Source organism: Streptomyces sp. NPDC006012 (genome assembly GCF_042871185.1).
GTDB lineage: Bacteria > Actinomycetota > Actinomycetes > Streptomycetales > Streptomycetaceae > Streptomyces.
Map to the genome: position 1 here is coordinate 28,793 of NZ_JBIAIE010000021.1, position 21,979 is coordinate 50,771.

Here is a 21,979-nt window from a genome sequence, read left to right on the forward strand (position 1 = left end):
CACGGTGCGAACTCCTGTACGGATACGGCAGGATGAACGGCGCGGCCGGTCCTTCGCACCGTAGGTCCGGCGCGCTCGCACACCCCGGAAACGAGCAGGTGAACCACGTGACGAGACTTCACATCCGGCCATTCCAGGCGCGGGCGACCGCGCGTCGCCCCGCCGGAGGTGACCGGTGAACCGCGCACTCACCGCGCACGACCTGATCCTCGCCGGAATCGCCGTGGCGGCGGGCGTGCTGGCGGCGTTCCTGTCCCGGACGCTGCTGCGCTGGCTGGCCAAGCACGCCAAGCGGACCCGCTGGAGCGGCGACGACGTCGTCGTGGAAGCGCTGCGCACGGTGGTGCCGTGGGCGGCGATAGCGGCGGGCGGGGCGGCCGCCTCGGCGGTGCTGCCGCTGACCCCGACCGTGCGGCACCACACCCAGCAGGCCCTTCAGGTGCTGCTCATCCTCGTGGTGAGCGGGGCCACGGCCCGGGTGGTCGCCGGTCTGGTGCGGACGGTCACCCAGTCCCGCTCCGGAGTCGCCGGATCGGCCACGATTTTCGTGAACATCACCCGCGTGCTGGTCCTCGCCATCGGCTTCCTGGTGACGCTCCAGACGTTGGGAATCTCGATCGCGCCGCTGCTGACCGCTCTGGGCGTGGGCGGACTGGCGGTGGCCCTCGCGCTTCAGGACACCCTGGCCAACCTCTTCGCGGGCGTCCACATCCTCGCCTCCAAGACGGTCCAGCCCGGTGACTACATCCGGCTCAGCAGCGGGGAGGAGGGCTACGTCGTCGACATCAACTGGCGCCAGACGACGGTCCGGCAGCTCTCCAACAACCTGGTGGTCATCCCCAACGGCCAGCTCGCGAAGACGAACATGACCAACTTCACCCGCCCCGAGCAGGAGCTGACGATCCTGGTGCAGGTGGGCGTCGCCTACGACAGCGACCTGGACCAGGTCGAGCGGGTGACGGCAGAAGTGGTCACGGAGGTGATGACGGAGATCACCGGCGCGGTCCCCGAGCACGAGCCCGCGATCCGCTTCCACACCTTCGGCGACTCCCGGATCGGCTTCACGGTCATCCTGGGCGTGGGCGAGTTCAGCGATCAGTACCGGATCAAGCACGAGTTCATCAAGCGCCTGCACCGGCGCTACCGCGAGGAGGGCATCCGCATCCCGGCACCGGCACGGACGGTCGCGCTCCAGCAGGGGACGGTAGTGCTCCCCCAGCAGCGCGCCGACGAGAACGAACCGGACGACGTGGACTGCGCCCACTCCCCCCGTCTCCTCTGACGTCGTGGCCTCGCGTCGCACGCGGGCGCACACCATGCGTGACACATCCATACCTCTGCGTATCGCGAGAATGCGCGGCCCAGCGGGCTGATCGCCCCCTGGCCGGCGGGCAGGGGTCGGTCCGCGCGTGCCGGGACCGTGCGGGTCCGGCCCTGCGGGGATCGCGGGGCGCACGGCGCCGGCCCCCAGGGAGCGCGAACCGGCGGCAGACGCAGGCCGGCGAAGCGGAGCCGTGCAACGGGGGCCCCGCCCCGCGGGGCGGGGTGGCGGAATCACCACGGTCGTGGGGCGTGTGGTGCTGCCGAGTCGGCAGCCACTGTCGAGCCGGAGGCCCGCACGAGATATCTTGATGTCGAGCAATGTTGCAGACGTGGAGCGGAGCACCCGGTGACTGACTCGACCATCATCTACACCTACACAGACGAGGCCCCGGCCCTGGCGACGCACTCGTTCCTGCCGGTGATCCAGGCGTACGCCTCGCAGGCCGGTGTCGCCGTGGAGACCCGTGACATCTCGCTGGCGGGCCGCATCATCGCCGTCTTCCCGGAGTACCTGGACGAGGGCCAGCGGATCCCGGACTCCCTGTCGGAGCTGGGCGAACTGGCCAGGACTCCCGAGGCCAACATCGTCAAGCTGCCGAACATCTCGGCGTCGATCCCGCAGCTGAAGGCCGCGGTCGCCGAGCTGCAGGGCAAGGGGTACGCGCTGCCGGACTACCCGGACGACCCCAAGTCCGACGAGGAGCGGGAGATCCGCGCCCGTTACGACAAGGTCAAGGGCTCGGCCGTGAACCCGGTGCTGCGCGAGGGCAACTCCGACCGCCGCGCGCCCGCCTCGGTGAAGAACTACGCCAAGACCCACCCGCACCGCATGGGCGCCTGGACCGACCAGTCCCAGACCCATGTGGCGACGATGGGCGTGGACGACTTCCGCTCCACCGAGAAGTCCACCGTGATCTCCGAGAACGGTTCGCTGCGCATCGAGCTGTCGGGCGACGACGGCTCCACCACCGTGCTGCGTGAGTCCGTGCCGGTCCTCGCGGGCGAGGTCGTCGACGCCTCGGTGATGCGCGTCGCCGCGCTGCGCGAGTTCCTCACCGCACAGATCGCCCGCGCCAAGGAAGAGGGCGTTCTCTTCTCCGTGCACCTGAAGGCCACGATGATGAAGGTCTCCGACCCGATCATCTTCGGTCATGTGGTGCGCGTCTTCTTCCCGAAGACTTTCGCGAAGTACGGCGCGGCCTTCGCCGCCGCCGGTCTGACCCCGAACGACGGTCTGGGCGGCATCTTCAAGGGCCTGGAGTCCCTGCCCGACGGTGCCGAGATCAAGGCGTCCTTCGACGCCGAGCTGGCCGAGGGCCCCGAGCTGGCGATGGTCGACTCCGACAAGGGCATCACCAACCTGCACGTCCCGTCCGACGTGATCGTGGACGCCTCCATGCCGGCCATGATCCGCACCTCGGGCCACATGTGGGGCCGGGACGGCCAGGAGCACGACACCCTCGCGGTGCTGCCGGACTCCAGCTACGCCGGCGTCTACCAGGCCGTGATCGACGACTGCCGGGCGCACGGCGCCTACGACCCGGCCACCATGGGCTCGGTCCCGAACGTGGGTCTCATGGCACAGAAGGCCGAGGAGTACGGCAGCCACGACAAGACCTTCGAGATCCCGGTCACCGGCACCGTCCGGCTCGTCGACCAGGCCGGCGAGGTCGTCCTGGAGCAGACCGTCTCCGCGGGTGACATCTTCCGCGCCTGCCAGACCAAGGACGCCCCGATCCGCGACTGGGTCAAGCTGGCCGCCACCCGTGCCCGCGCCACCGGCGACCCGGCCGTGTTCTGGCTGGACGAGACCCGCGCCCACGACGCCGTGCTGATCGAGAAGGTCAAGGCGTACCTGCCGGAGCACGACACCGAGGGTCTGGAGATCAAGATCCTCGCCCCGGTGGAGGCCGCCAAGTTCTCCGTCGAGCGCATCCGGCGCGGCGAGAACACCATCTCCGTCACCGGAAACGTGCTCCGCGACTACCTGACCGACCTGTTCCCGATCCTGGAGCTGGGCACCAGCGCCAAGATGCTGTCGGTCGTCCCGCTGATGGCGGGCGGTGGCCTGTTCGAGACGGGCGCCGGCGGTTCCGCGCCCAAGCACGTCCAGCAGGTGGTCAAGGAGAACTACCTGCGCTGGGACTCCCTGGGCGAGTTCTTCGCGCTCGTGCCGTCCTTCGAGCAGTACGCGAAGACCACGGGCAACGCCCGGGCCCAGGTCCTCGCCGACACCCTGGACCGCGCCACGGCGACCTTCCTCAACGAGAACAAGTCGCCGACCCGCCGCGTCGGCGGCATCGACAACCGCGGCAGCCACTTCTACCTGTCCCTGTACTGGGCGCAGGAGCTGGCCCGGCAGACCGACGACGCGGACCTGGCCAAGGCGTTCGCCGCGTTCGCCGAGACGCTCGCCGCCCAGGAGCAGAAGATCGTGGACGAGCTGGGCGCCGTCCAGGGTTCCCCGGCCGACATCGGCGGCTACTACCAGCCGGAGAAGGCCAAGGCCGACAAGGTGATGCGCCCGTCGGCCACCTGGAACGAAGCGCTCACCGCCCTGAGCTGAGTCTGAGGCCCCCCGGGGCCGCCCGCCTCCGCCCCGGCCGGTGTACTGCCCGGCCGGGGCGGAGCCATGTCCGCCGCCTGCGCCCCGGGCCCCGGCGGAGCACCGTCCGTGAACGCTCGGTCCAGGGCCGAGCGAACGCCTGCTGCCCGTCAGGGGCAAGTGGCCGCGTCGGTGCGGGAGATCCTCGGGAGGCGCACCGCGTACCGTGGCGCTCGACCGTGCACCGCGCACCACCTCGCCGACCGCCCGGGGAGCAGCCGTATGGCCCACGCCGAACCGTCCTTCGAACTGCTTCCCGGCGCCGCCGGATCCCCGGTGATCCTGCACGTGCCGCACTCCGCGCGGACCGTCCCGGCGGCCGTGCGGGCCGGCATCGTGCTGGACGACGCCGCGCTGGAACGGGAGCTGGACGACATCACGGACGCGCACACCGCGGAGCTGGCCGAGGCCGCCGCCGCGCAGGCCGGCAGCACGCCCTGGCGGTTCGTGAACCGGCTGTCCCGGCTGGTGGTGGATCCGGAGCGGTTCCCGGACGAGCGGGAGGAGATGCTCGCCGTGGGGATGGGGGCCGTCTACACCGGGACCACCCGGCGGGGGACGCTGCGGGCCGGGGACGGCGACCCCGGTCCGCTGGTCGAGCGGTACTTCCAGCCGTACGCGCGAGCCATGACCGAAGCCGTACGGGACCGGCTGGCCGCGACCGGCCGGGCCGTCGTGATCGACGTGCACTCCTACCCGACCTGGCCGCTGCCGTACGAACTGCACGGCGGCGGGTCCCGGCCCCCGGTCTGTCTGGGCACCGACGCCTTTCACACACCGGCCGCGCTGGCCGAGCTGGCCCGCGAGGCATTCGCCGGGTGCGGCGGCACCGAACTCGACAGCCCCTTCGCCGGGACCTACGTGCCGCTGGAGTTCTACGGAACGGAGCCCCGGGTCGCCGCTCTGATGGTGGAGATCCGCCGGGACGGCTACATGACCGAACCCGGCGGCCCGGCCGGACCGGGGCTGCACCGGCTCGCCGGCGCGCTCGCCGCCCTGGTGGACGGCGTGGGCCGCTGACCGTCCAGCGTTCCCGTCCGGCCGGGGATCCCCGGGAGCGGGATCACGCCCGGCTCCTGGGCCGTACTCCGCCGCCCACCGGCTGACGGGCGGGCCCGGCCGCCCGGGCCGCGTCCGGCCGTGCCCCGGCCGGGTGTCCCGGCGGCGCCGGGCCAGGGTCCGGGAACGGCCGTCCCCGCACGTCCAGCAGGGGCCCCTGCCCGTCAGCCGGTGGACCGGCTCCTCAGGCGCGCAGCCACTCGGTGACGATCACGTCCGCGCCGGTGCGCAGCCGCAGCGCGAACGGGCCTGTGAGGCGCGCGTCGCTGGTGAAGCGGCCCAGCTCGTCGACGGGGACCGGGACGGCCGTCTGCGGTCCGCCGAGCACTTCGATCCGCGCCGACTGCGGCGGCAGCACCTGCCCCATCAGCCCCTGCTCGGTGACCTCGACGTCGACGGTCAGCTCGCCCGCGCGGAAGGTGAGCATCCGCGGCGCGTCCAGGACGCCCCTGACCGGCAGGGCGTCCACCAGCGAGTCGAAGATCAGCTCGGCGACGCGGGCGTCGAGGTCGTGCAGCGCGTAGGCGTCGAGGGCCAGTTGCCGCAGCTCGGTGGGGACGGGGTCCAGGACTGCGGCCGCCTGCCGCAGCTCCTCCTCCAGTAGTCCGTCGCGGAACTCGGCCTCGTCGAAGTCGACCGCCCCCTCGCCGCCCTCGCCGTACCTCCCGTCCCCGCCGTACCCGCCGTCCTCGCCATGCCCGGTGTTCCCGCCGTGCCCGGTGTTCTCCTCGTGCATGCCGTTCACACCGCCCCTCGTTCGTCGTCGAGCCGGGCCCGCAGCCGGCGCAGGCAGCGCTGGCGCAGCGGGCCGATGCTGCCCACCGCGATGCCCAGGGCCGCCGACACCTCCACGTAACTGGGCGGCGGCGAGGCCATCAGGGTGCGCAGCAACTGCCGGCAGCGGTCGCCGAGTTTCTCGAACTCCTGCCACACGCGACGGACGCGTTCGGCTTCGGCGGCCGCCTCCTCGGAGTCGATGAGCGTCTGTTCCGGCGTGCGGTCCTCGCTGACCCGGTCCAGGACGAGCGGATCGTCCGTCGGCATCAGCCGGGTGAGGCTCTTGATGACCTTGAGGCACTCGTGCCGGGCCGTGCTGGCGAGCCAGGATCCGGCCTTCTCGGGTTCCCGGATCCGCGCCAGGTTCTGGGCGAAGCGGAACCACACGGTCTGATAGACCTCATGGCCGTCGGCGTCGGACAGCCGGTGGGCGCGCACGACGGCCCACACCAACGGACTCAGTCCTTCCACCAGCGCTTTCCAGGCCGCCGCGTCGCCGTCGGTCGCGGCCCGGACCAGCGCGCCGACCTCTGCTCGTTCCACGGCGCCACCCCTCGTGTACGGCAAGTCATCGTACGCCGTGCAGAGGGCACCTCCGGCCGTCATGCGGAACGCGCCGGTCGGGTGACCTTGACCGGGCGCCAGGTCGGCGGCCGGAGCGCAGGGACGTGCGCCCCGCGCACTTCCGCGTACGCGGTGGTGGCGTCCAGCAACTGCCGGTGGGCCGCGCGCGGGTCGCTCTCCTTGTGCGCGGTCATGTGGGCGGCGACGAGTCCGGCGGCCACCGGAGTGGCGAACGAGGTGCCGCTCCAGTGCGCGAACCCCTCGAACGTCGCCCGGTCCGGGTCGCCCGCGGCGGCGTCGGCGCCTGCCTCGCTCAGCACGCCCCGGTGGCGCGGGGACCGGCAGGTGCAGTCGTAGGTGAAGCCGAACCGGCAGGCGTCGTAGGTGGTGTGCTGGTAGACGTACGGCACGGGCGTGTCGAAGCCGGTGAGGGAGCTGACGAGGCGTTCGCCGGGCGCGTAGGCCGTCACCCAGGGGCCGTGGTTGCTGAAGCAGGCCCCCATCTCGCCGTCGCCGCGCAGGGCGCCGACCGACAGCACGACGTCCTGGTAGTCGGGCAGCGAGGCGTAGGCGGCGGGCCAGAACGGGGTGGCGCTGGCGTTGTTGCCGGCCGCGGCGACCAGCAGGGTGCCCTGGTCGCGCAGTTCGCGCATGAAGGCGTCGACGCCGAGCAGTCCGTCGGTACGGCCGTTGGAGGTGCCCGCGGACAGGCTGATGACGTCCGGCCAGCCGTCCCGGTCGACGGCCTCGAAGAGTTTGGCGCCGAACTCGGACTCCAGGACGGCGCCGGCGTCGTTCAGGGTGCCCCGGACGGTGATGTCGGTGTTGGGCGCGACGGCGGCGACCAGTCCGGCGATGAACGTGCCGTGGCCGACGTACTGCCGCAGGACGCCCTCGGCGTCGGTCTCCTCGATCTGGCCGTCGCCCTCGGTGTGCGCGAGCAGCGGGTAGGAGCGGTAGTCGTGCATGAGGCCGGTGTCGATGACGAGGACGCCGACGGCGGTGTCCGGGTCGTAGGGGGTGCCGTCCGCGGCCGGGTTCGGGGCCTCGCCGGCCGGGGCGGGCACCGGTTCGTCCCCGGGGCAGGCGTTGACCGAGATCGAGACCACGTGGTTGCGGCTGACGAGCCGGTGTCCGCGGCGTCCCTCCGCCTCCCGCAGGGCGCGCAGCGCGTGCCCGACCGCCGGGTCGCCGTCCCGGTCCCCGCGGCCGGGGTCGCCGACCCGGATCCGGGTGATCCCGGTCCGGTTGGTGTCCGGGCCGGCCCTGCGCACGTCGTCGGAGACCAGGCCGGCGTTGGCGGCGAAGTGGTTGCGCACCGTCTCCTCGACGACCCGGGCCTCCTCGCCGTCGCGGGCGAGGACGACGCCCTTCTCGTAGAAGAACTCCGCGGAGTCGTCCGGTCCCATCGCCAGTGGGATGTCGGGCATCGAGCGCTGGATCTGGTCGAACTGCTCGTGGAATCGCTGAGGTGCCATGGCGTGTCCTCCCCCATTGGGACGGCGGTCCTCATACAGAGCCGGACAGCCGTCCGCTGATACAGCCCGTACCGCCGTTCACGGCGGCGGACCCGTGTGACGTGCCTGCCCTGGACCACTACCATCCGAGGCGTGACAGCGGCTAGCGACTCGGTTCTCGAACTGCTGCCGATGGTGTTCGCCGCCCCGATGGAGGCTCTGGCGCGGGCGGAACGGGTGCTGGAGACCGGCCCGCCGCCGCTGCACGCCTCCGTCGCCCACCAGGTGATCGGCATCTGGCAGCGGGACTTCGGTGACCTGCGGATCGCCCTCGTCCATTTGCGGCGGGCCCGGGACCTGGCGGCGCGTGCGGATTCGGCCGAGCGTGAGGCGGACGTTCTGGCCACGCTCGGGGTCGCACTGGTGCACGCGGGGCGCACGCGGCAGGGGCTGACGGCGTTCGAACAGGGCGTCGCGCGAGGCACCGGGCACACCCGGGCCCGGGTGCTGTACCGCCGCGCCTACGTCTGGTGGGTGCTCGGCCGACACCGTACGGCACTGGAGGACGTGCGCCGGGCGATCTCCGTGCTGCGCCAGGCCGACGACGTCATCTGGACGGCGCGGGCGCTGACGCTGCGGGCCACCGTGCACCTGGCGCTCGGCGCGGTGGACCGGGCCGACGCCGACTTCACCGCGGCGGAGCAGTTGTGGGAGACCACCGGCCAGGAGCACGACAAGGCCGACGCGGTGGAGAGCCGGGGGCTGGCCGCCTTCCGGTCGGGCGACATCCCGGCCGCGCTGCGGCTGCTGGACGAGGCCGAGGAGCGGTACGCCAAGCTGGGCACGCCGACCTTCATGCTCAACATCCGGCGGTGCGAGGTGCTGATGGCCGCGGGGCTGGCCCCAGAGGCGCTGGCCGAGGCGGACACGGCGATCACCACGCTAGACGGGATCGGCGGGCAGTCCACCCGCAAGGCGGAACTGCTGCTGGCCGCCGCCCGGGCCGCCCGTTCGGCGGGCGACGCGCACACCGCGATCGCCCGCGCCGCCGTCGCCGTACGGCTGTTCGCGGCGCAGCGGCGTTCCTGGTGGGAGACGCACGCCCGGCTAGTGCTGATCGAGGCACGGATGGCGTCCGGGCGCAGTTCGGGGCGGCTGGTGGCGGACGCCGCGGCGGTCGCCGAACGGCTGGCGTCCTTCGGCTCGCCCGCCGCGCCGGAGGCGTCGCTGCTCGCGGGCCGGATGGCGCTCGGCCTCGGCTGGACGGCGGACGCGGAGCGGCATCTGGCGCTGGCGGCGCGCAGCAGGAACGCGGGTCCGCCGCTGGCCCGCATGACGGGCTGGGCGGCGCAGGCGCTGCGGGCGCGGGCGGCCGGCTCGGTACGGGGTGTGCTGGAGGCCTGCCGGCGCGGGCTCGACGTGCTCGACGACCACCGGATGACGTTGGGCGCCTCGGAGTTGCGGGCCCGGGCCACCGCGCAGGGCGCGGAGCTGGCGGCGCTGGCCCAGCAGGCCGTCCTGGCCCGGGGCGGTCCGCGGCGGCTGCTGGAGTGGAGCGAGCGCTGGCGGGCCACGGTGCTGTCCGCGCCGCCGACCCGGCCGCCCGCCGACCCGTCGCTGCTGAGCGGGCTGACCGCGTTCCGGGAGATCGCCGCCCGCGCGGAGGCCGCCCGGATGGACGGCCGTCCGGTGCCCGCCCTGGAACGCGAACAGCGGCGCCTGGAACGGGACATCCGCTCGCGGACCCATCACATGCACGGCGCCACGCCCGGCGACGGCCGCCGCTTCGACTCGGCCCGGTTGCTGGAGCGGCTCGGTGACACGACGCTCGTCGAACTCGCCGTGCTGGACGGGCGGGTGCATGTGCTGCTGTGCGGGCAGGGGCGGGTACGGCGGTTCGAGGGCGGGGCGCTGGCGGCGGCGCTGACCGAGGCGGAGCACGTGCAGGCGGGGCTGCGGCGGCTCGCCCACCCCGGGGCGGAGGCGCGGCTGCCGCTGGTGGAGGCGGCGGGCCTGCGGCTCCAGGAGTTGCTGCTCGGCGGTGCGGTGCGCCGGCTGGGCAGCGGCCCGGTGGTGATCGTGCCGCCGGGGGCGCTGCACCGGGTGCCCTGGGCGTTGCTGCCCGCGCTGCGCGACCGGGTGCTCAGCGTCTCGCCGTCGGCGGGCAGTTGGCTGCGGGCCCGGGAGACCGAGGCGCCGCCGGGCGGCCCGCAGGTCTTCGTGCGGGGGCCGGGGCTGGCGACGGGCGGCGCCGAAGTGCCCGACCTGGCGGGCCGCAACGGCGCGGCGACGGTGCTCGAACACGACGAGGCGCGGGTGCCGCGGGTGCTGCGGGAGCTGGACGGGGCGGCGCTCGCGCACATCGCCGCGCACGGCACGTTCCGCGCGGACAGCCCGATGTTCTCCTCGCTGCGGATGGCCGACGGGCCGCTCATCGTGCACGACTTCGAACGGCTGGCCCGCAGCCCGTACCGGATCATCCTCTCCAGCTGCGACACGGCCCGGCTCGCCTCGGTCGGCGCCGACGAGTTGCTCGGTCTGGTCGCCGCGCTGCTCCCGCTGGGCACGGCCGGGGTGGTGGCGAGCAGCGCCCCGGTCAACGACGCCGCGGTGGTGCCGCTGATGCTCGCCCTGCACCAGGGCCTCGACGCGGGGCTCTCCCTGGCCGAGGCCCTGCGCGACGCGCGGGCGGCGGTGCCGGGCGACGCCGTCCACCAGGCGACGGGGTGGGCGTTCGCGGCGTTCGGCGCGGCATGAGCGGTGCGCGGCCCCGCCGGCCGGCGGGGCCGCCGGGTCAGGCCGAGGCGGTGTCGGGCAGCTCCACCAGCCAGGGCAGCGCGCCCCGGTCGCTGGCACCGAGACGGGTGTAGGCGCTGTAGAGGTGATTGCCCACGGTCCGCACGGACAGCGTCAGCTTCTCGGCGATCTGCCGGTTGGTCAGCCCGGCCGCGGCGAGAGTGACGATCTGCCGTTGCCGGGCGGTGAGTTCACCGAGGACCAGACCGGACAGCGCCGGGGTGCGGGCGCCCTGGCAGCGGCGGGCGAGGGCGACCGCGCGGGTGCGGGCCGTGCGGGCGGCGCGCGGGTCGCGGTGCGCCCGTACCGCCTGGGCGTGGGCCTCGGCCGCGAACAGCAGGAAACCGCGTTCCTCCAGCGCCTCGGCGGCGCGGTCCAGGGCGGGCCCGTCGCCGCGGGCGAGCGCGTCGGCGTGCCGGGCCAGCACGCCGTCACCGGGGAGCCGGCCGGCCGCCAGTTCGGGGGCGCCGAGGCGTACGGCGTCGTAGCGGGCGTACACGTCACCGTCGCCGAGGCCAGCGGCGCCGTCCGGGTGGTCCGCGGCCTGCGTTCCGTCCTGGTGGCCGTGGGTGCTGCCGCCGAGTGCCCGGACGGCGCCGTCGAGGTCGCCGTGCGCCGCCGCGGCCCAGGCCGCCGTGCCGTCCGCCGCCGACGCGCCGCCGGCGGCGTGGCCGCCGCCCCCGCAGTCCCGCTCGCCCCAGCCGCGGTGGAACCGGCCCGGGTCGCCGGACTGGGTGGCGACGAGCACGAGTTCGCCGCGGCAGGCCGCGTCGTCGGGTGCCTCCCGCAGCCCTTCCCGGGCCCAGGCCGCCGCCTCCAGCAGTTCCCCGCGCAGCCGCGCGAACCGGGCCCGTACCGCCGCGTACCCGGCCGGTACGGTCGCGCCCTCCGCGACCAGCCACTCCCCCACCGGGGCCGGATGGGGCCGTACGTCCGTCTGCGCGATCCGCCGGGCCAGGGTGTGCTGTTCGTCGGCGAGTGCCCGGGCGCACTGCTGCGGGGTGCGGGCGAGCCGCCTGGCGCGCAGCCGTCCGGCGACGGCGCGCAGGGCCGGGCCGTGCAACGGGTGGGCGAGGTGGGCGAAGCCCTGGTCGTCGATGTGGACCAGGCCGTCGGCCTCGACGCGTTCGAGGGCGTCCAGGCCGAGGTCGTCCAGGTGCAGGGGCAGGGGTTCGGCGAAGGCGAGGCGTTCCAGGGTGTCGCGCTCGTCGGGACGCGGGCGGTCCAGGACGCGGGCGACGCGCTCGCGCACGGTGGGCGTCATCGGCACCGGGCCGCGCCAGGCCCACTCGTCCGTGCCGGCGATGCGGGTCAGCAGCCCCTGGGTGCGCAGCGCGCCCGACAGGTCCCGCAGCAGCCTGAGGTCGCCTCCGCAGACCCGGTGCAGCCGGCGCACCGTGAGCGGTTCCAGGGTGGCGCCGGTGGCGAGCAGGTGGGCCGTCTCCTCGTGCGGCAGCGGCTCCAGGGCGAGCCGCGGCAGGAGTTCGCCGGTCCACAGCCGGGACACCGCGCCGGGGACGGGGGTCCGGTCGGCGGCGATCACGACCAGGCGGGTGCGGCCGTGCACGGCGAGCTGGTGGACCAGGGCGGCCGACGCCTCGTCCAGCAGATGGGCGTCGTCGACCACGAGAACACGCACGCCGGACAGGAGCCGCACCGCGCGGTGCAGCGAGGCCGTCTCGGGCAGCAGCGGAGCGAACGCGGCGAAGGGCAGTCCGCGGGTCTGCGGGGTCCCGGTCACCCGGACGCAGTCGCTGCCCCGCACGGCCTCCGTGACCAGCCGGGTCTTGCCGCAGCCCGCCGGGCCGGTCACCACGATGCCGTGCCGGCCGGCGGTCAGGGACCGGCGGATCACTTCGAGTTCGTCCTCCCGGCCGGTGAACGGCCAGGGCAGTTCCAGGGTCTTGGCGTCCTGCACGAAATTCGTCACGTCATGGAGAGTCCGGATACTCATCCTTGATACAGGAGGACTTGAGTAGCCCCCGACTCAGGCGCCGGGCCGCAAGCGGAGGCAGTCTTGGCGCATGACCCAGCGCTACTGCTCACTCCCGCAGCAGCCGGCCCCCGCCTTCACACCGGGGCTGGCCGCCGAGCGGTGGAGCGCGCTCGTCGCAGGGCGGCGCATGTGGGTCAACGGCACGGTGCTGCACTACTGCTTCTACGACGCCGACAGCGACGGGTCGGTCATCCACGTGCCGGGGTCCGGGGAGACCCGTTGGGTCTCCTGGGCCGGCGCCAAGGAACAGCGGGACATCGTCAGGGAGTGCTTCCGGCAGTGGCAGGACCTCGGCATCGGCGTGACGTTCGCCGAGGTCACCGACCGCCGCGAGGCCGAACTGCGGATCGGTTTCCAGTACGGGGACGGCTCCTGGTCGCAAGTGGGCCGGGACGCGCTCGCGGTCGGTCTCAACGAGCGCACCATGAACCTGGGCTGGGACCTCACCCTGCCCGGTCAACGGGCCACGGCGCTGCACGAGATAGGGCACGCGCTCGGCATGCAGCACGAGCACCAGAGCCCGCTGGCCGGTATCCACTGGGACGACGAGGCGGTGTACGCCGACCTGGCGGGCCCGCCGAACTTCTGGAACCGGGACCGGACGTTCTTCAACATCCTGCGCAAGCTGGACGCGGCCGAGGTCAACGGATCGGTCTGGGACCCGCAGTCCATCATGGCGTACCCCTTCGAGGCGGGGTTGGTGCTGGAGCCCGAGCAGTACCGCGGCGGGCTGCACTCGGCCGGCACGCTGTCCCCGGCCGACAAGGAGTTCGTACTGCGCTGGTACCCGCCCGCCGATCCGCCGTCGGTCGCGGACCGGCTCGACCGGGCGGATCCGCATCGCGCGCTGGTGCCGTTCCGGTCGGTGCCGCTCAGCCTGGGGCCGGGCGGACAGGCCGACTTCACCGTCGACCCGCCGGAGACCCGCGACTACGCGGTGGGCACCTTCGGTGACGGTGACAGCGTCGTCGTCGCCTTCGAGGAACGCGACGGCGAGCCACGCTATCTCGCCGGACAGGACGACGGGGGCACGCCGCACAACGCCGTGCTCAAGGTCAGGCTCGTCAAGGGCCGCCGCTATTTCGTCCGCGTCCGCCTGTACTCCACTTGGGGTACCGGGGAAACGGCGGTCATGTGCTGGTGACAGCACAGAACCGCGTCACGCGGGCGCCTGGACCACGGTCCGGCACCCGGGGGAGCGGTCGAGGACGTCACCTACGGGGGACGACGTCGCTCAGGCACTGTTCGGGGGAGCAGTACCTCGGCTGGATGTCGCTGGTGACGTTCTCGACCGCGCCATACGACCATGGCAGGTGTCACCCTCAGGGTGCGCCGGGTACGGGCCCGGGACGGGGCGGCGCGATCACCGGGCCCCAGTCGAACGGCGGGTCCGGGATGTCCCGGCGCAGCACCGGGGCCACCTCCGCTTGAAACAGCTCCAGTGAGTCCCGGTGCCGGGCGTCCGTCAGTCCGGCCGCGTCCGCGGACACGTGCTGCACGGTGTGCCCGAACCGCTCGTGGTAGCGATGCACCTTCTCGATGACCTGCTGCGGGCTGCCGATCAGCGCGGAACTGCGGGCGGCGAAGTCCTCCAGGGTCTCGAAGACCACCGGCAGGCCCGTGGCGCGCTGGAACGCCAGGTTGCTCTCGAAGACCGGCCGGTACGCGGCCAGCGCCTGCTGGCTCGTCGGGGCGACGCAGAGGCCCGCCGACCCGGCACCGACCGTGAGGGCGGCGGGGTCGTGGCCGTAGTGCGCCCAGCGTTCCCGGTAGTGGCGGATCAGCTCGGCGTACGGCTCGACGGGATGGGTGACGTTCGCGGAGAACAGCGGGTCGCCGTGGCGGGCCGCGAGGTCCACGCTCTGCCTGCTGGTGGCGCTGCCGTGCCAGACCCGGACGGGCTGCTGGTAGGGGCGCGGCCAGACCTCGGCGTCCGTCAGCTCCGGCCGGAAGCGGGTTCTCGCGGTCACCTTCTCCTCGCGCCAGATCCGCCGGAACACCTCGTAGCTCTCGGCGTTGCGCTCCCACTGGTCCTCGGGGGTGACGTGGAACAGCTCGCGCTGTGCGGTGCCGTTGCCCTTGCCGATGATCAGGTCCAGGCGCCCGTCGGCGAGGTGGTCCAGGGTGGCGTAGTCCTCGTAGGCCCGGACCGGGTCCAGCAGGCTCAGCGTCGTCACGGCGGTGAACAGGCGCATCCGGCGGGTGAGTGCGGCGAGGTGGCCGAGGACGACGGTCGGTGCGGAGGAGAGGAACGGCCGCTCGTGCCGCTCCCCCACACCGAAGCCGTCGAAGCCGAGTTCCTCCGCGAGCACCGCGTTGTCGACGACCTCCCGGAACCGGTCGTGCGTCGGCTTCTGTACGCCCGTGACCGGATCCGGGCGGTGCACAATCAGTGTGATGGCCAGGAATTTCACGAGGCGACCCGCCGGCGGTCGGCCCGCGCGTCGTCCGGATGGGCGAGACCGAGGTGGTCGCGCAGGGTGGTGCCCTCGTAGTCGGCGCGGAAGACGCCGCGTTCCTGGAGCAGCGGGACGACCGTGTCGGCGAACACGTCGAGGCCGCCCGGTGTGATGTGCGGGACGAGGATGAAGCCGTCGCAGGCGTCGGCCTGGACGTACTCGTCGATGGTCCGGGCGACGGTGGCCGGGGAGCCGACGAAGGTCTGCCGGTTGCCGGTGTTGATGACCAGGTCGCGGATGGACCACTTGTTCGCCTCCGCCAGCTCCCGCCACTCGCGGGCGGTGGCCAGCGGGTCCCGGTACATGCGCACCTGCGCGCGGCCCCGCGAGATGTGCTCCTCGTCCGTGCTCGGGTCGATCTCCGGCAGCGGGCCCTCCGGGTCGTACGCGGACAGGTCGCGGTTCCAGACGAACTCCAGGTGCTTGAGCGCGGTGGCGCCGCTGACCTGCCGGCGGCGCACCTCGCCGGCCAGTTCCTCGGCCTCGGCGTCGGTGTCGCCGAGCACGAAGGTCGCCGCGGGCAGGATGAGCAGCTGGTCGCGGCGCCGGCCGTGGGCGGCGAGGCGGCGTTTGACGTCGGTGTAGAAGGCCTGGCCGGCCTGGAGCGTGGCGTGCCGGCTGAAGATCGCGTCGGCGCTCGCCGCGGCGAACTCACGGCCCTCCTCGGAGTCGCCGGCCTGGAAGATCACCGGCCGGCCCTGCGGTGAGCGCGGCACGTTGAACCGGCCGTGGATGTCGAAGTGCCGACCCCGGTGCACGAAGGCGCCGGCCTGCGCGTCCCGCAGGAAGGTGCCGGCCGCCTGGTCGGCGAGGATCTCGTCGCCGTGCCAGGAGTCGAACAGCTCGTTCGCCGTGGCCAGGAACTCCTTGGCACGCGAGTACCGCTCCTGTTGCGGCAGGAAGCCGCCGCGGCGGAAGTTCTCCCCCGTGAAGGCGTCCCAGGAGGTGACCACGTTCCAGGCGGACCGGCCGCCGGAGAGGTGGTCGAGGCTGGCGAACTGGCGGGCCACCTCGTAGGGCTCGTTGAAGGTGGAGTTGATGGTGCCGGTCAGGCCGAGCCGGTCGGTGACGGCGGCCAGCGCCGCGAGCACGGTGAAGGTGTCGGGGCGGCCGACGACGTCCAAGTCGTATATCTGCCCGCCCTGTTCGCGGAGCCTGAGACCTTCGGCGAGGAACAGGAAGTCGAACTTGGCGCGTTCGGCGGTGCGCGCGAAGTGGGTGAAAGAGCCGAACTCGATGTGGCTGCCGGCGGCCGGATCGCTCCACACGGTGGTGTTGTTGACGCCGGGGAAGTGCGCGGCCAGATGGATCTGCTTCAGCGGCTTGCTCATGTCGGTGCGGTCCCTCCGGCTCAGGCGATGGGGGTGCTGCCGGGCACGAGCGAAGCCGAGTGCCCGGAGGAGTAACGGTTGGCGGGTCGGGCCAGCCCGAGCAGCCCGCGCAGGGTGCCGGCCTCGTAGGCGTGCCGGAACAGGCCCCGGCGCTGGAGTTCGGGCACCAGGCCCTGGGTGATCCGCGGCAGGTCGTGGCCGAGCACGGCGGGCCGCAGCCGGAAACCGGTGAGCCCGGCTTCGCTCCACTCGGCCAGCAGGTCGCCGAGTCCGGCAGGTGTGCCGGCGAAGATCCGGGCGTCGGCGGTGTACGGCTCGCCGGACAGTTCGTCCAGGCGGGCGCGGCGGCCCGCGGCCTTCGCCGGGTCGTCGTCGAGGAGGACCAGCAGGTCGCCGAAGATGTGCAGGGGCTGGTCGGCGCGGCCGGCGGCGGCCTGCTCGGACCGGATCTCGGCGACGATCGCACGGGCCTGTCCGGCGTCGTGCGGGGTGACGTAGCCGACGTCGGCCTGCCGGGCCACGAGCCGGTACGGGACGCTCCGGTGGGCCAGCGCGGTGACGAGCGGCTGTCCCTGCGGCGGGCGGGGCGTGATGGAGGGGCCCTTGACGCTGAAGTGCCGGCCCTCGAAGCCGATGTGATGCAGCTTGTCGCGGTCGATGAAACGGCCGGTGGCCGTGTCCCGGATCTCGGCGTCGTCCTCCCAACTGTCCCAGAGCCGGCGGACCACCTCGACGTAGTCGGCGGCCTCGTCGAACCAGTCGGTCAACAGGTCCTGCGCGGCCGGACTGTCGTAGGCGTCGATCCCGGGGATGCTGCGCCGGCCGAAGTGGGCGGCCTCGTCGGGGCGCCCGGTGATCCGGACGCGCAGGCCGGCCCGGCCGTTGCTGACGTAGTCGAGGGTGGCGATCGCCTTGGAGATGTGGAACGGCTCGGTGTGGGTGGCCACCACCGTCGGCACCAGACCGATGTGACGGGTGAGCGGTGCGACGCGGGCGGCGACGAGGACCGCGTCGAGCCGGCCGCGTACCTGGTCGGTGCGGTCGTCGCGGTCGCGGAGGCGGGAGGACTGGGGGCCGAGGCCGTCCTCGATGGTGACGAAGTCGATCAGGCCGCGTTCGGCCTCGGCGACGAGGCCGGCCCAGTAGCCGGCGGTGAGCAGATCGCGGGGGCGGGCGACCGGCTCGCGCCAGGAGGCGGGATGCCAGCCGGTGCCGTCGAGCGCGACGGCGAGGTGCAGGGGGGCAGCAGAGGGCGAGGACACGAGTGGGTGCCTTCCTGGAAGTCCGTACACGGGATCGCCGGCCGGCGGCGGGGCGGGGCACGGCGGCTGACGGCCGCCGGGGCAGGGGTGCCCGGGGCCGGAGGCGGTGGAAGGTCAGCGGCGACAGAGCGCGCCGGCCACGCGCTGGAGGTCGATGTGCGGCCGGGAGTGGAGGTGCACGGCGTGCAGGACGGTCGTCACGTCCGTCATCTCCTCCTTCAGGGGGCGCGGTGGCGCCTCGCGGATGTCGTCGTGAGTCACAACACACAGGCCTCGGGAGATGTTCCAGGGGCGCGGGGGTCGGTGTGAGGGGGCGCCGGGGCACCGCCTGTGCAAGGAGGCATGGTGACGAAGTCCTTCCTCGCCCGACGGACGGGTGACCGGACCTGCATGACGCGGTGTCAGGAGTTGTCCAGCGGCAGGCCCGGCGGGTCGGTCTCGGACCTGTCGACGGCCTCGCCGGAGAGGTTCCAGGCGGCGAGCCACTGGGCGTACTGGCCGTTGTCGATCAGGTGGTTGATGGCGTCGGCCAGGGGCTGGGCGAGGCCGCTGCCCCTCTTCGCGGTCGCCGCGATCAGGCCCTGAAGCGTCGTACCGGCCCCGGAGAACCGGCCCGCGACACGGGTCGCCTGGGGAGTGCCTGCGGTTTTCGCCGCGTGGTAGGAGAGAGCCGGGCTGGGGCCGAGGTACACGTCGATCTTGCCGCTGCTCAGCGCCAGGTAGAGGCTGTTGTTGTCCTGGTAGTGCTTGACGGTGAGGTTCTTGCCCTCCTTCGCCAGCTTCGACTTCCACTCCAGAAGGATCTTCTCCTGGTTGGTGCCGCTGCCGACGGAGACCGTCCTGCCGGCGAGGTTCCCGTAGTCGCCGTCGAAGTTCCAGGAACTGTCCTTGCGCACCTCGAAGGCGAGGTCGTCCTTGCGGTAGGAGGCGAACTCGTACTTCTTCTTGCGCTCCTCGGTGACGGTGATGTTGGAGAAGCCGACATCGGACTTGCCGCTGTCGATGGCGATGAACATGTTCTCCCACGTCGCCTGCCGGAACTCGGGTTCGAGGCCGAGGACGGCGGCCACCAGCCGGGCGAGGTCGACCTCGCAACCGGTGAGCGTCTTCTGGTCGCTGCCCACATAACCGAGCGGCGCGGACCCGGAGGGCAGGGTGCCGGACGCGATCACCAGCTTGCCGCCCCGGCTGAGGGCGGCGGGCAGTTTCGCGCTGACGGACCTCACCTCGGAGACCTGCACGGTGGTCTCCCTGGCCGCGCCGTTGGACAGCAGACCCACGGTGACCGAGCCCGCGGGGTCGGTGGTGGCAGCCTCGCTGTCACCACCGCAGGCGGCGAGGACCGGGGCGAGGGTGGCGGCGGCCGCCGCCGCGGTGACGCCGCGTATCAAGCCGCGTCGGGAGAGCTGAGTGGGCATGGCTGTCCTTCGTCACTGGGTGCGGGGTCGCTGTGTGGAGGAGAGAGGGTGAGCAGGACGGGTGAAGGGCGCGCAAGCGGTGCGGACCCGGGGTGGTGCCGGCGGTACGAGGGTGGTGCCGGCGGCGGTCACAGGACCTTGGGCACGGTGTGCACCTCCGGCGCGACGGGGGCCTGCTCGACGGGCGCGGCGGCGGGCCCGGCGGCGAACGGGGCGGCGGTCATACGGCGGCCTCCCGGCGCAGTCGGGCGCGCAGCGCGGTGAGCCCGGAGCGGGCCCGTTGCAGCGGGGTCGGCGGCAGCGTGCGGGTGGCGCCCCGGGCGTAGTACCGCTCGACGTAGAACTGGACGACGGACACCGCGCTGGTGAGGACCAGGTACCAGACGGTGGCGACCAGCAACAGCGGCACGATGTCGCCGGGGTAGGTGCTGCCCATGGTCTGGACCGAGCCGAACAAGTCGAGCAGCGACACGTAGAACACCAGGGACGTGCTCTTGACCAGGCCGATGAGCTGGTTGACGTAGTTCGGCGTGATGGACCTGAGGGCCTGCGGGAACACGATCCGGGTGAACTGGCGGCCCTTCGGCAGGCCGAGCGCGGCAGCGGCCTCGTGCTGGCCCTGGTCGACGGAGAGGACGCCGCCGCGGACCACCTCCGCCGCGTACGCCGCCTCGTTGAGGCTGAGGCCGACCACGGCCACCACCATGTCGGTGGCCAGCTTCGACTCGTCGAAGCTGACGAAGGAGGGCCCGAAGGGGATTCCGAGGCTCACCGTCCGGTACAGGGCCGAGAAGTTGTAGAGGAAGATCAGTACGACGATCAGCGGCACGGACCTGAACAGCCAGGTGTACGTCCAGCTGACGGCGCGCAGCACAGGGCTGCCGGAGAGCCTGCCGAGCGCCAGCAGGACGCCGCCGAGCAGGCCCAGCACGGCGCTGAACGCGGTGACTTCGAGGGTGATGAGGAGCCCGTCGAGGATGGTGGGCCGCAGGAACCAGTAGTGGAAGCGGTCCCACTGGTAGAAGGGATTCGTGGCCAGTCCGTGCGCGGCCTGCGCCACGAGCACCAGCACGACGGCCGAGGCGATCCACCGTCCGGGCCTGCGCAGCGGCACGACTCGCCGCACGGGCAGGGCTTTTGACGGTGTGTCGGCCGACGGCGGCGCGGTGACGTACACGGCGCCGCCCGGGGGTTCGGACATGACGGGCTCCGGCGGATTCGGACGCCCCGGTGGCCGTGCCGGATCAGCATGGCCACGGCGACGGCGCTACGGCGCGGCGCGGCACACGGAACGGCACGGGAACCGGGAGCTGGGCGGACAGACGGGGGCACACCATGGGATGGGTGTGGGCGGGGAACGCGGGGGCTGGAAGTGCTGTCAGCCCCGGCAGCGGGCGCGGCCCGGCGCGGTACACAGTGCGCTGTTCACGCGGAGCAGATCGATCGTGCGGTCGGCGACGAGCAACCCGGCGTACGGGTGTACGCAGCTCTGGGGGCGGCCGGGGGCCGTCCGGGGAGCTGTGTACATGTCCGTCACTCGCTTTTCCGGCCGCTGCGGGCCCTCGCGGTTACCGAAACACCATTCGGTCCGGTCCTCACCTGGGGCACCCCACCGCGGTGCGCGGGTTGCCGGTCAGCAAGCCAGGGCTTGTCGCTGACGCTCATGACCGTTCTGAGCGGTAAGTAAGCCAGCCCGCCCGGCCCATGTCAACGCCCGTCCGCGGGCTGGACCGGCCGCCTCCCCGCTCACCTGGGCCGGGAGCCGGGAGCGACGGCCGTGTGGTGCGCCCAGTCCAGGATCTGGACGGCCGAGCCGGCTGCTTCGAGACCCGCGCAACGGGCGTGGTGACGGCGGGCGATGCCGTCCAGGTCGAGGTGGGCGCCGAAGGCCGGCCGGGCGGCCAGGCGCCGGGCGTGCGCCCACAGCGCCGGGTGGCCGGCCACCCGGTGCACCGCGGCGGCGTCGAGGTGGTGGCGGTGCACGGTGTCGAGTTGGACGAGGGCGACCCACAACTCGACGTCGGCGGCGGTGAGTTCGTCGCCGACCAGGAACTCCCGCCCGGTCAGGCGCCGTTCCAGGCAGTCCAGGGTGTCGGTCAGGACGTTGAGCGCGGTGGCCCGTTCGGCCGGGGCGGCGCCGGCCCGGCCCGCACGCTGTGCAGCCGCCTCGATGCCCTGCGCGCACAGCCGTTCCACTTCCTGGATCTCGGTCTCGGCGCCGCTCGGGTAGAGCCGGGCACGCCCGTCGCCGAAGCAGCGGTCGAGGTCGCGCAGGATGTCGGAGGCGTGGCTGCTGACGATCCGCCCGGACCAGTCGTCGCTGAGCACCGGCGCGAGGGCCGGCCCGGTGTAGCGGTGCGCGCCGGCCTCGTACAAGGGGCGCAGCGCCGAGTGGCCGCCGCCGGGACAGTCGGGGACGGCGGCGAGGAAGGTGATGGGACAGATGTCGTCCAGGGCGAGGAGGCCGTGCCCCACCGCGATCCGCAGGCCGTCCGGGCAGGCGGTGGTGAGGTGCAGCCGGTAGCGGCGCGGCACGGCGTAGTGGCCGCTGTGGGCGTCCCGGCCGATCCTGCCCCGGAAGCGGGCCGGCCGCTGGGCGGACGGGACGGCGGCGAGTGGCGTGCTGGACACGGACATGTGTCTCCCCGGGTGCGGGCGCGCGGTCGTACCGCGGCGAAGCGTCATCGGTCGATGGATGTGAGGGGGCCTCTGTCGGGCCGGGGCGGTAGGGAGCGGTCAGGCCGGACGGCCGATCGCACTGCAGACGCGCTGCAGGTCGATGTGACGGCGGGACGTCAGCAGCGGGAGCGAGGGCGCGCGGCCGCTGCGGCCGGTGCTCGTCCCACGGTGCGTCATCCTTCCCTACCTTTTCACTAGGATTCCCTTCTGGAGTGTCGATCGGCCTCCGCACGGCGTCAAGGGGGCGTCCGCC

The 21,979-nt window shown here is 73.1% G+C and carries 17 protein-coding genes and 1 riboswitch; of the genes, 5 read left to right on the forward strand and 12 right to left on the reverse strand.

The features are described from left to right. Window positions 1-175: 175 nt before the first annotated feature. From ACFYPJ_RS28780 to ACFYPJ_RS28790, 3 genes are all read left to right on the forward strand, one after another. Window positions 176-1,282 carry a mechanosensitive ion channel family protein gene (locus tag ACFYPJ_RS28780; RefSeq protein WP_389023187.1) on the forward strand — a complete coding sequence of 369 codons (1,107 nt, stop codon included), beginning with the start codon at window positions 176-178 and terminating at the stop codon, window positions 1,280-1,282. Window positions 1,283-1,669: 387 nt separating this feature from the next. Continuing rightward, window positions 1,670-3,889 (forward strand): NADP-dependent isocitrate dehydrogenase, encoded by a 2,220-nt coding sequence (locus ACFYPJ_RS28785; RefSeq protein WP_389023189.1) that lies wholly within the window; start codon window positions 1,670-1,672, stop codon window positions 3,887-3,889. A 261-nt stretch (window positions 3,890-4,150) separates the two neighbouring features. Next, window positions 4,151-4,948 (forward strand): N-formylglutamate amidohydrolase, encoded by a 798-nt coding sequence (locus ACFYPJ_RS28790; RefSeq protein ID WP_389023192.1) that lies wholly within the window; start codon window positions 4,151-4,153, stop codon window positions 4,946-4,948. A 223-nt stretch (window positions 4,949-5,171) separates the two neighbouring features. On the opposite strand, the gene ACFYPJ_RS28795 is transcribed toward ACFYPJ_RS28790, so the two are convergent. Genes ACFYPJ_RS28795 through ACFYPJ_RS28805 form a run of 3 tightly spaced genes read right to left on the reverse strand, consistent with a single transcriptional unit; the run spans window position 5,172 to window position 7,806 of the window. Continuing rightward, a complete protein-coding gene (locus ACFYPJ_RS28795; RefSeq protein WP_389023393.1) occupies window positions 5,172-5,723 on the reverse strand; it encodes a hypothetical protein in 552 nt (183 codons plus the stop codon). 5 nt (window positions 5,724-5,728) lie between these two features. Beyond that, window positions 5,729-6,370, reverse strand: coding sequence for an RNA polymerase sigma factor (locus ACFYPJ_RS28800; RefSeq protein ID WP_389023195.1), 642 nt, complete (start codon window positions 6,368-6,370; stop codon window positions 5,729-5,731). After that, on the reverse strand, window positions 6,367-7,806 hold the full coding sequence (locus tag ACFYPJ_RS28805; protein WP_389023198.1) for a S8/S53 family peptidase: 1,440 nt from the start codon (window positions 7,804-7,806) through the stop codon (window positions 6,367-6,369). The genes ACFYPJ_RS28800 and ACFYPJ_RS28805 overlap by 4 nt, the downstream gene beginning before the upstream one ends. Window positions 7,807-7,938: 132 nt before the next feature. On the opposite strand from ACFYPJ_RS28805, the gene ACFYPJ_RS28810 reads away from it, so the two are divergent. Next, entirely contained in the window at window positions 7,939-10,542 is a 2,604-nt protein-coding gene (locus ACFYPJ_RS28810) for a CHAT domain-containing protein (RefSeq protein ID WP_389023201.1), read from the forward strand. Window positions 10,543-10,579: 37 nt separating this feature from the next. Here the strand turns inward: ACFYPJ_RS28810 and ACFYPJ_RS28815 are convergent, their stop codons facing one another. Then, the gene (locus tag ACFYPJ_RS28815; protein WP_389023204.1) at window positions 10,580-12,535 is read right to left on the reverse strand and encodes a LuxR C-terminal-related transcriptional regulator; all 1,956 of its coding nucleotides are present in this window, start codon (window positions 12,533-12,535) and stop codon (window positions 10,580-10,582) included. A 70-nt stretch (window positions 12,536-12,605) separates the two neighbouring features. Between ACFYPJ_RS28815 and ACFYPJ_RS28820 the strand changes: the two genes are divergently transcribed. Further along, on the forward strand, window positions 12,606-13,721 hold the full coding sequence (locus tag ACFYPJ_RS28820) for a M12 family metallopeptidase (RefSeq protein ID WP_389023207.1): 1,116 nt from the start codon (window positions 12,606-12,608) through the stop codon (window positions 13,719-13,721). 178 nt (window positions 13,722-13,899) lie between these two features. Here the strand turns inward: ACFYPJ_RS28820 and ACFYPJ_RS28825 are convergent, their stop codons facing one another. The 8 genes from ACFYPJ_RS28825 to ACFYPJ_RS28860 all read right to left on the reverse strand — a co-directional run bounded on the left by ACFYPJ_RS28825 (window position 13,900) and on the right by ACFYPJ_RS28860 (window position 21,903). Next, window positions 13,900-14,991, reverse strand: coding sequence for an LLM class flavin-dependent oxidoreductase (locus tag ACFYPJ_RS28825; RefSeq protein ID WP_389023209.1), 1,092 nt, complete (start codon window positions 14,989-14,991; stop codon window positions 13,900-13,902). Further along, window positions 14,988-16,367, reverse strand: coding sequence for an NtaA/DmoA family FMN-dependent monooxygenase (locus tag ACFYPJ_RS28830; protein ID WP_389023211.1), 1,380 nt, complete (start codon window positions 16,365-16,367; stop codon window positions 14,988-14,990). The genes ACFYPJ_RS28825 and ACFYPJ_RS28830 overlap by 4 nt, the downstream gene beginning before the upstream one ends. A 20-nt stretch (window positions 16,368-16,387) precedes the next feature. After that, window positions 16,388-17,629 carry an LLM class flavin-dependent oxidoreductase gene (locus ACFYPJ_RS28835; protein ID WP_389023214.1) on the reverse strand — a complete coding sequence of 414 codons (1,242 nt, stop codon included), beginning with the start codon at window positions 17,627-17,629 and terminating at the stop codon, window positions 16,388-16,390. A gap of 114 nt (window positions 17,630-17,743) precedes the next feature. Further along, on the reverse strand, window positions 17,744-17,839 hold the full coding sequence (locus ACFYPJ_RS28840; protein ID WP_389023217.1) for a putative leader peptide: 96 nt from the start codon (window positions 17,837-17,839) through the stop codon (window positions 17,744-17,746). A 191-nt stretch (window positions 17,840-18,030) separates the two neighbouring features. Continuing rightward, window positions 18,031-19,047, reverse strand: coding sequence for a transporter substrate-binding domain-containing protein (locus tag ACFYPJ_RS28845; protein ID WP_389023219.1), 1,017 nt, complete (start codon window positions 19,045-19,047; stop codon window positions 18,031-18,033). 220 nt (window positions 19,048-19,267) lie between these two features. Next, the gene (locus ACFYPJ_RS28850) at window positions 19,268-20,248 is read right to left on the reverse strand and encodes an amino acid ABC transporter permease (RefSeq protein ID WP_389023222.1); all 981 of its coding nucleotides are present in this window, start codon (window positions 20,246-20,248) and stop codon (window positions 19,268-19,270) included. Window positions 20,249-20,606: 358 nt separating this feature from the next. Continuing rightward, a riboswitch (SAM riboswitch) is annotated at window positions 20,607-20,716 on the reverse strand. A gap of 77 nt (window positions 20,717-20,793) precedes the next feature. Next, window positions 20,794-21,678, reverse strand: a complete 885-nt coding sequence (locus tag ACFYPJ_RS28855; RefSeq protein ID WP_389023224.1) for a glutathione S-transferase C-terminal domain-containing protein — start codon at window positions 21,676-21,678, stop codon at window positions 20,794-20,796. A 105-nt stretch (window positions 21,679-21,783) separates the two neighbouring features. Then, a complete protein-coding gene (locus ACFYPJ_RS28860; protein ID WP_389023226.1) occupies window positions 21,784-21,903 on the reverse strand; it encodes a putative leader peptide in 120 nt (39 codons plus the stop codon). Window positions 21,904-21,979: the final 76 nt, after the last annotated feature.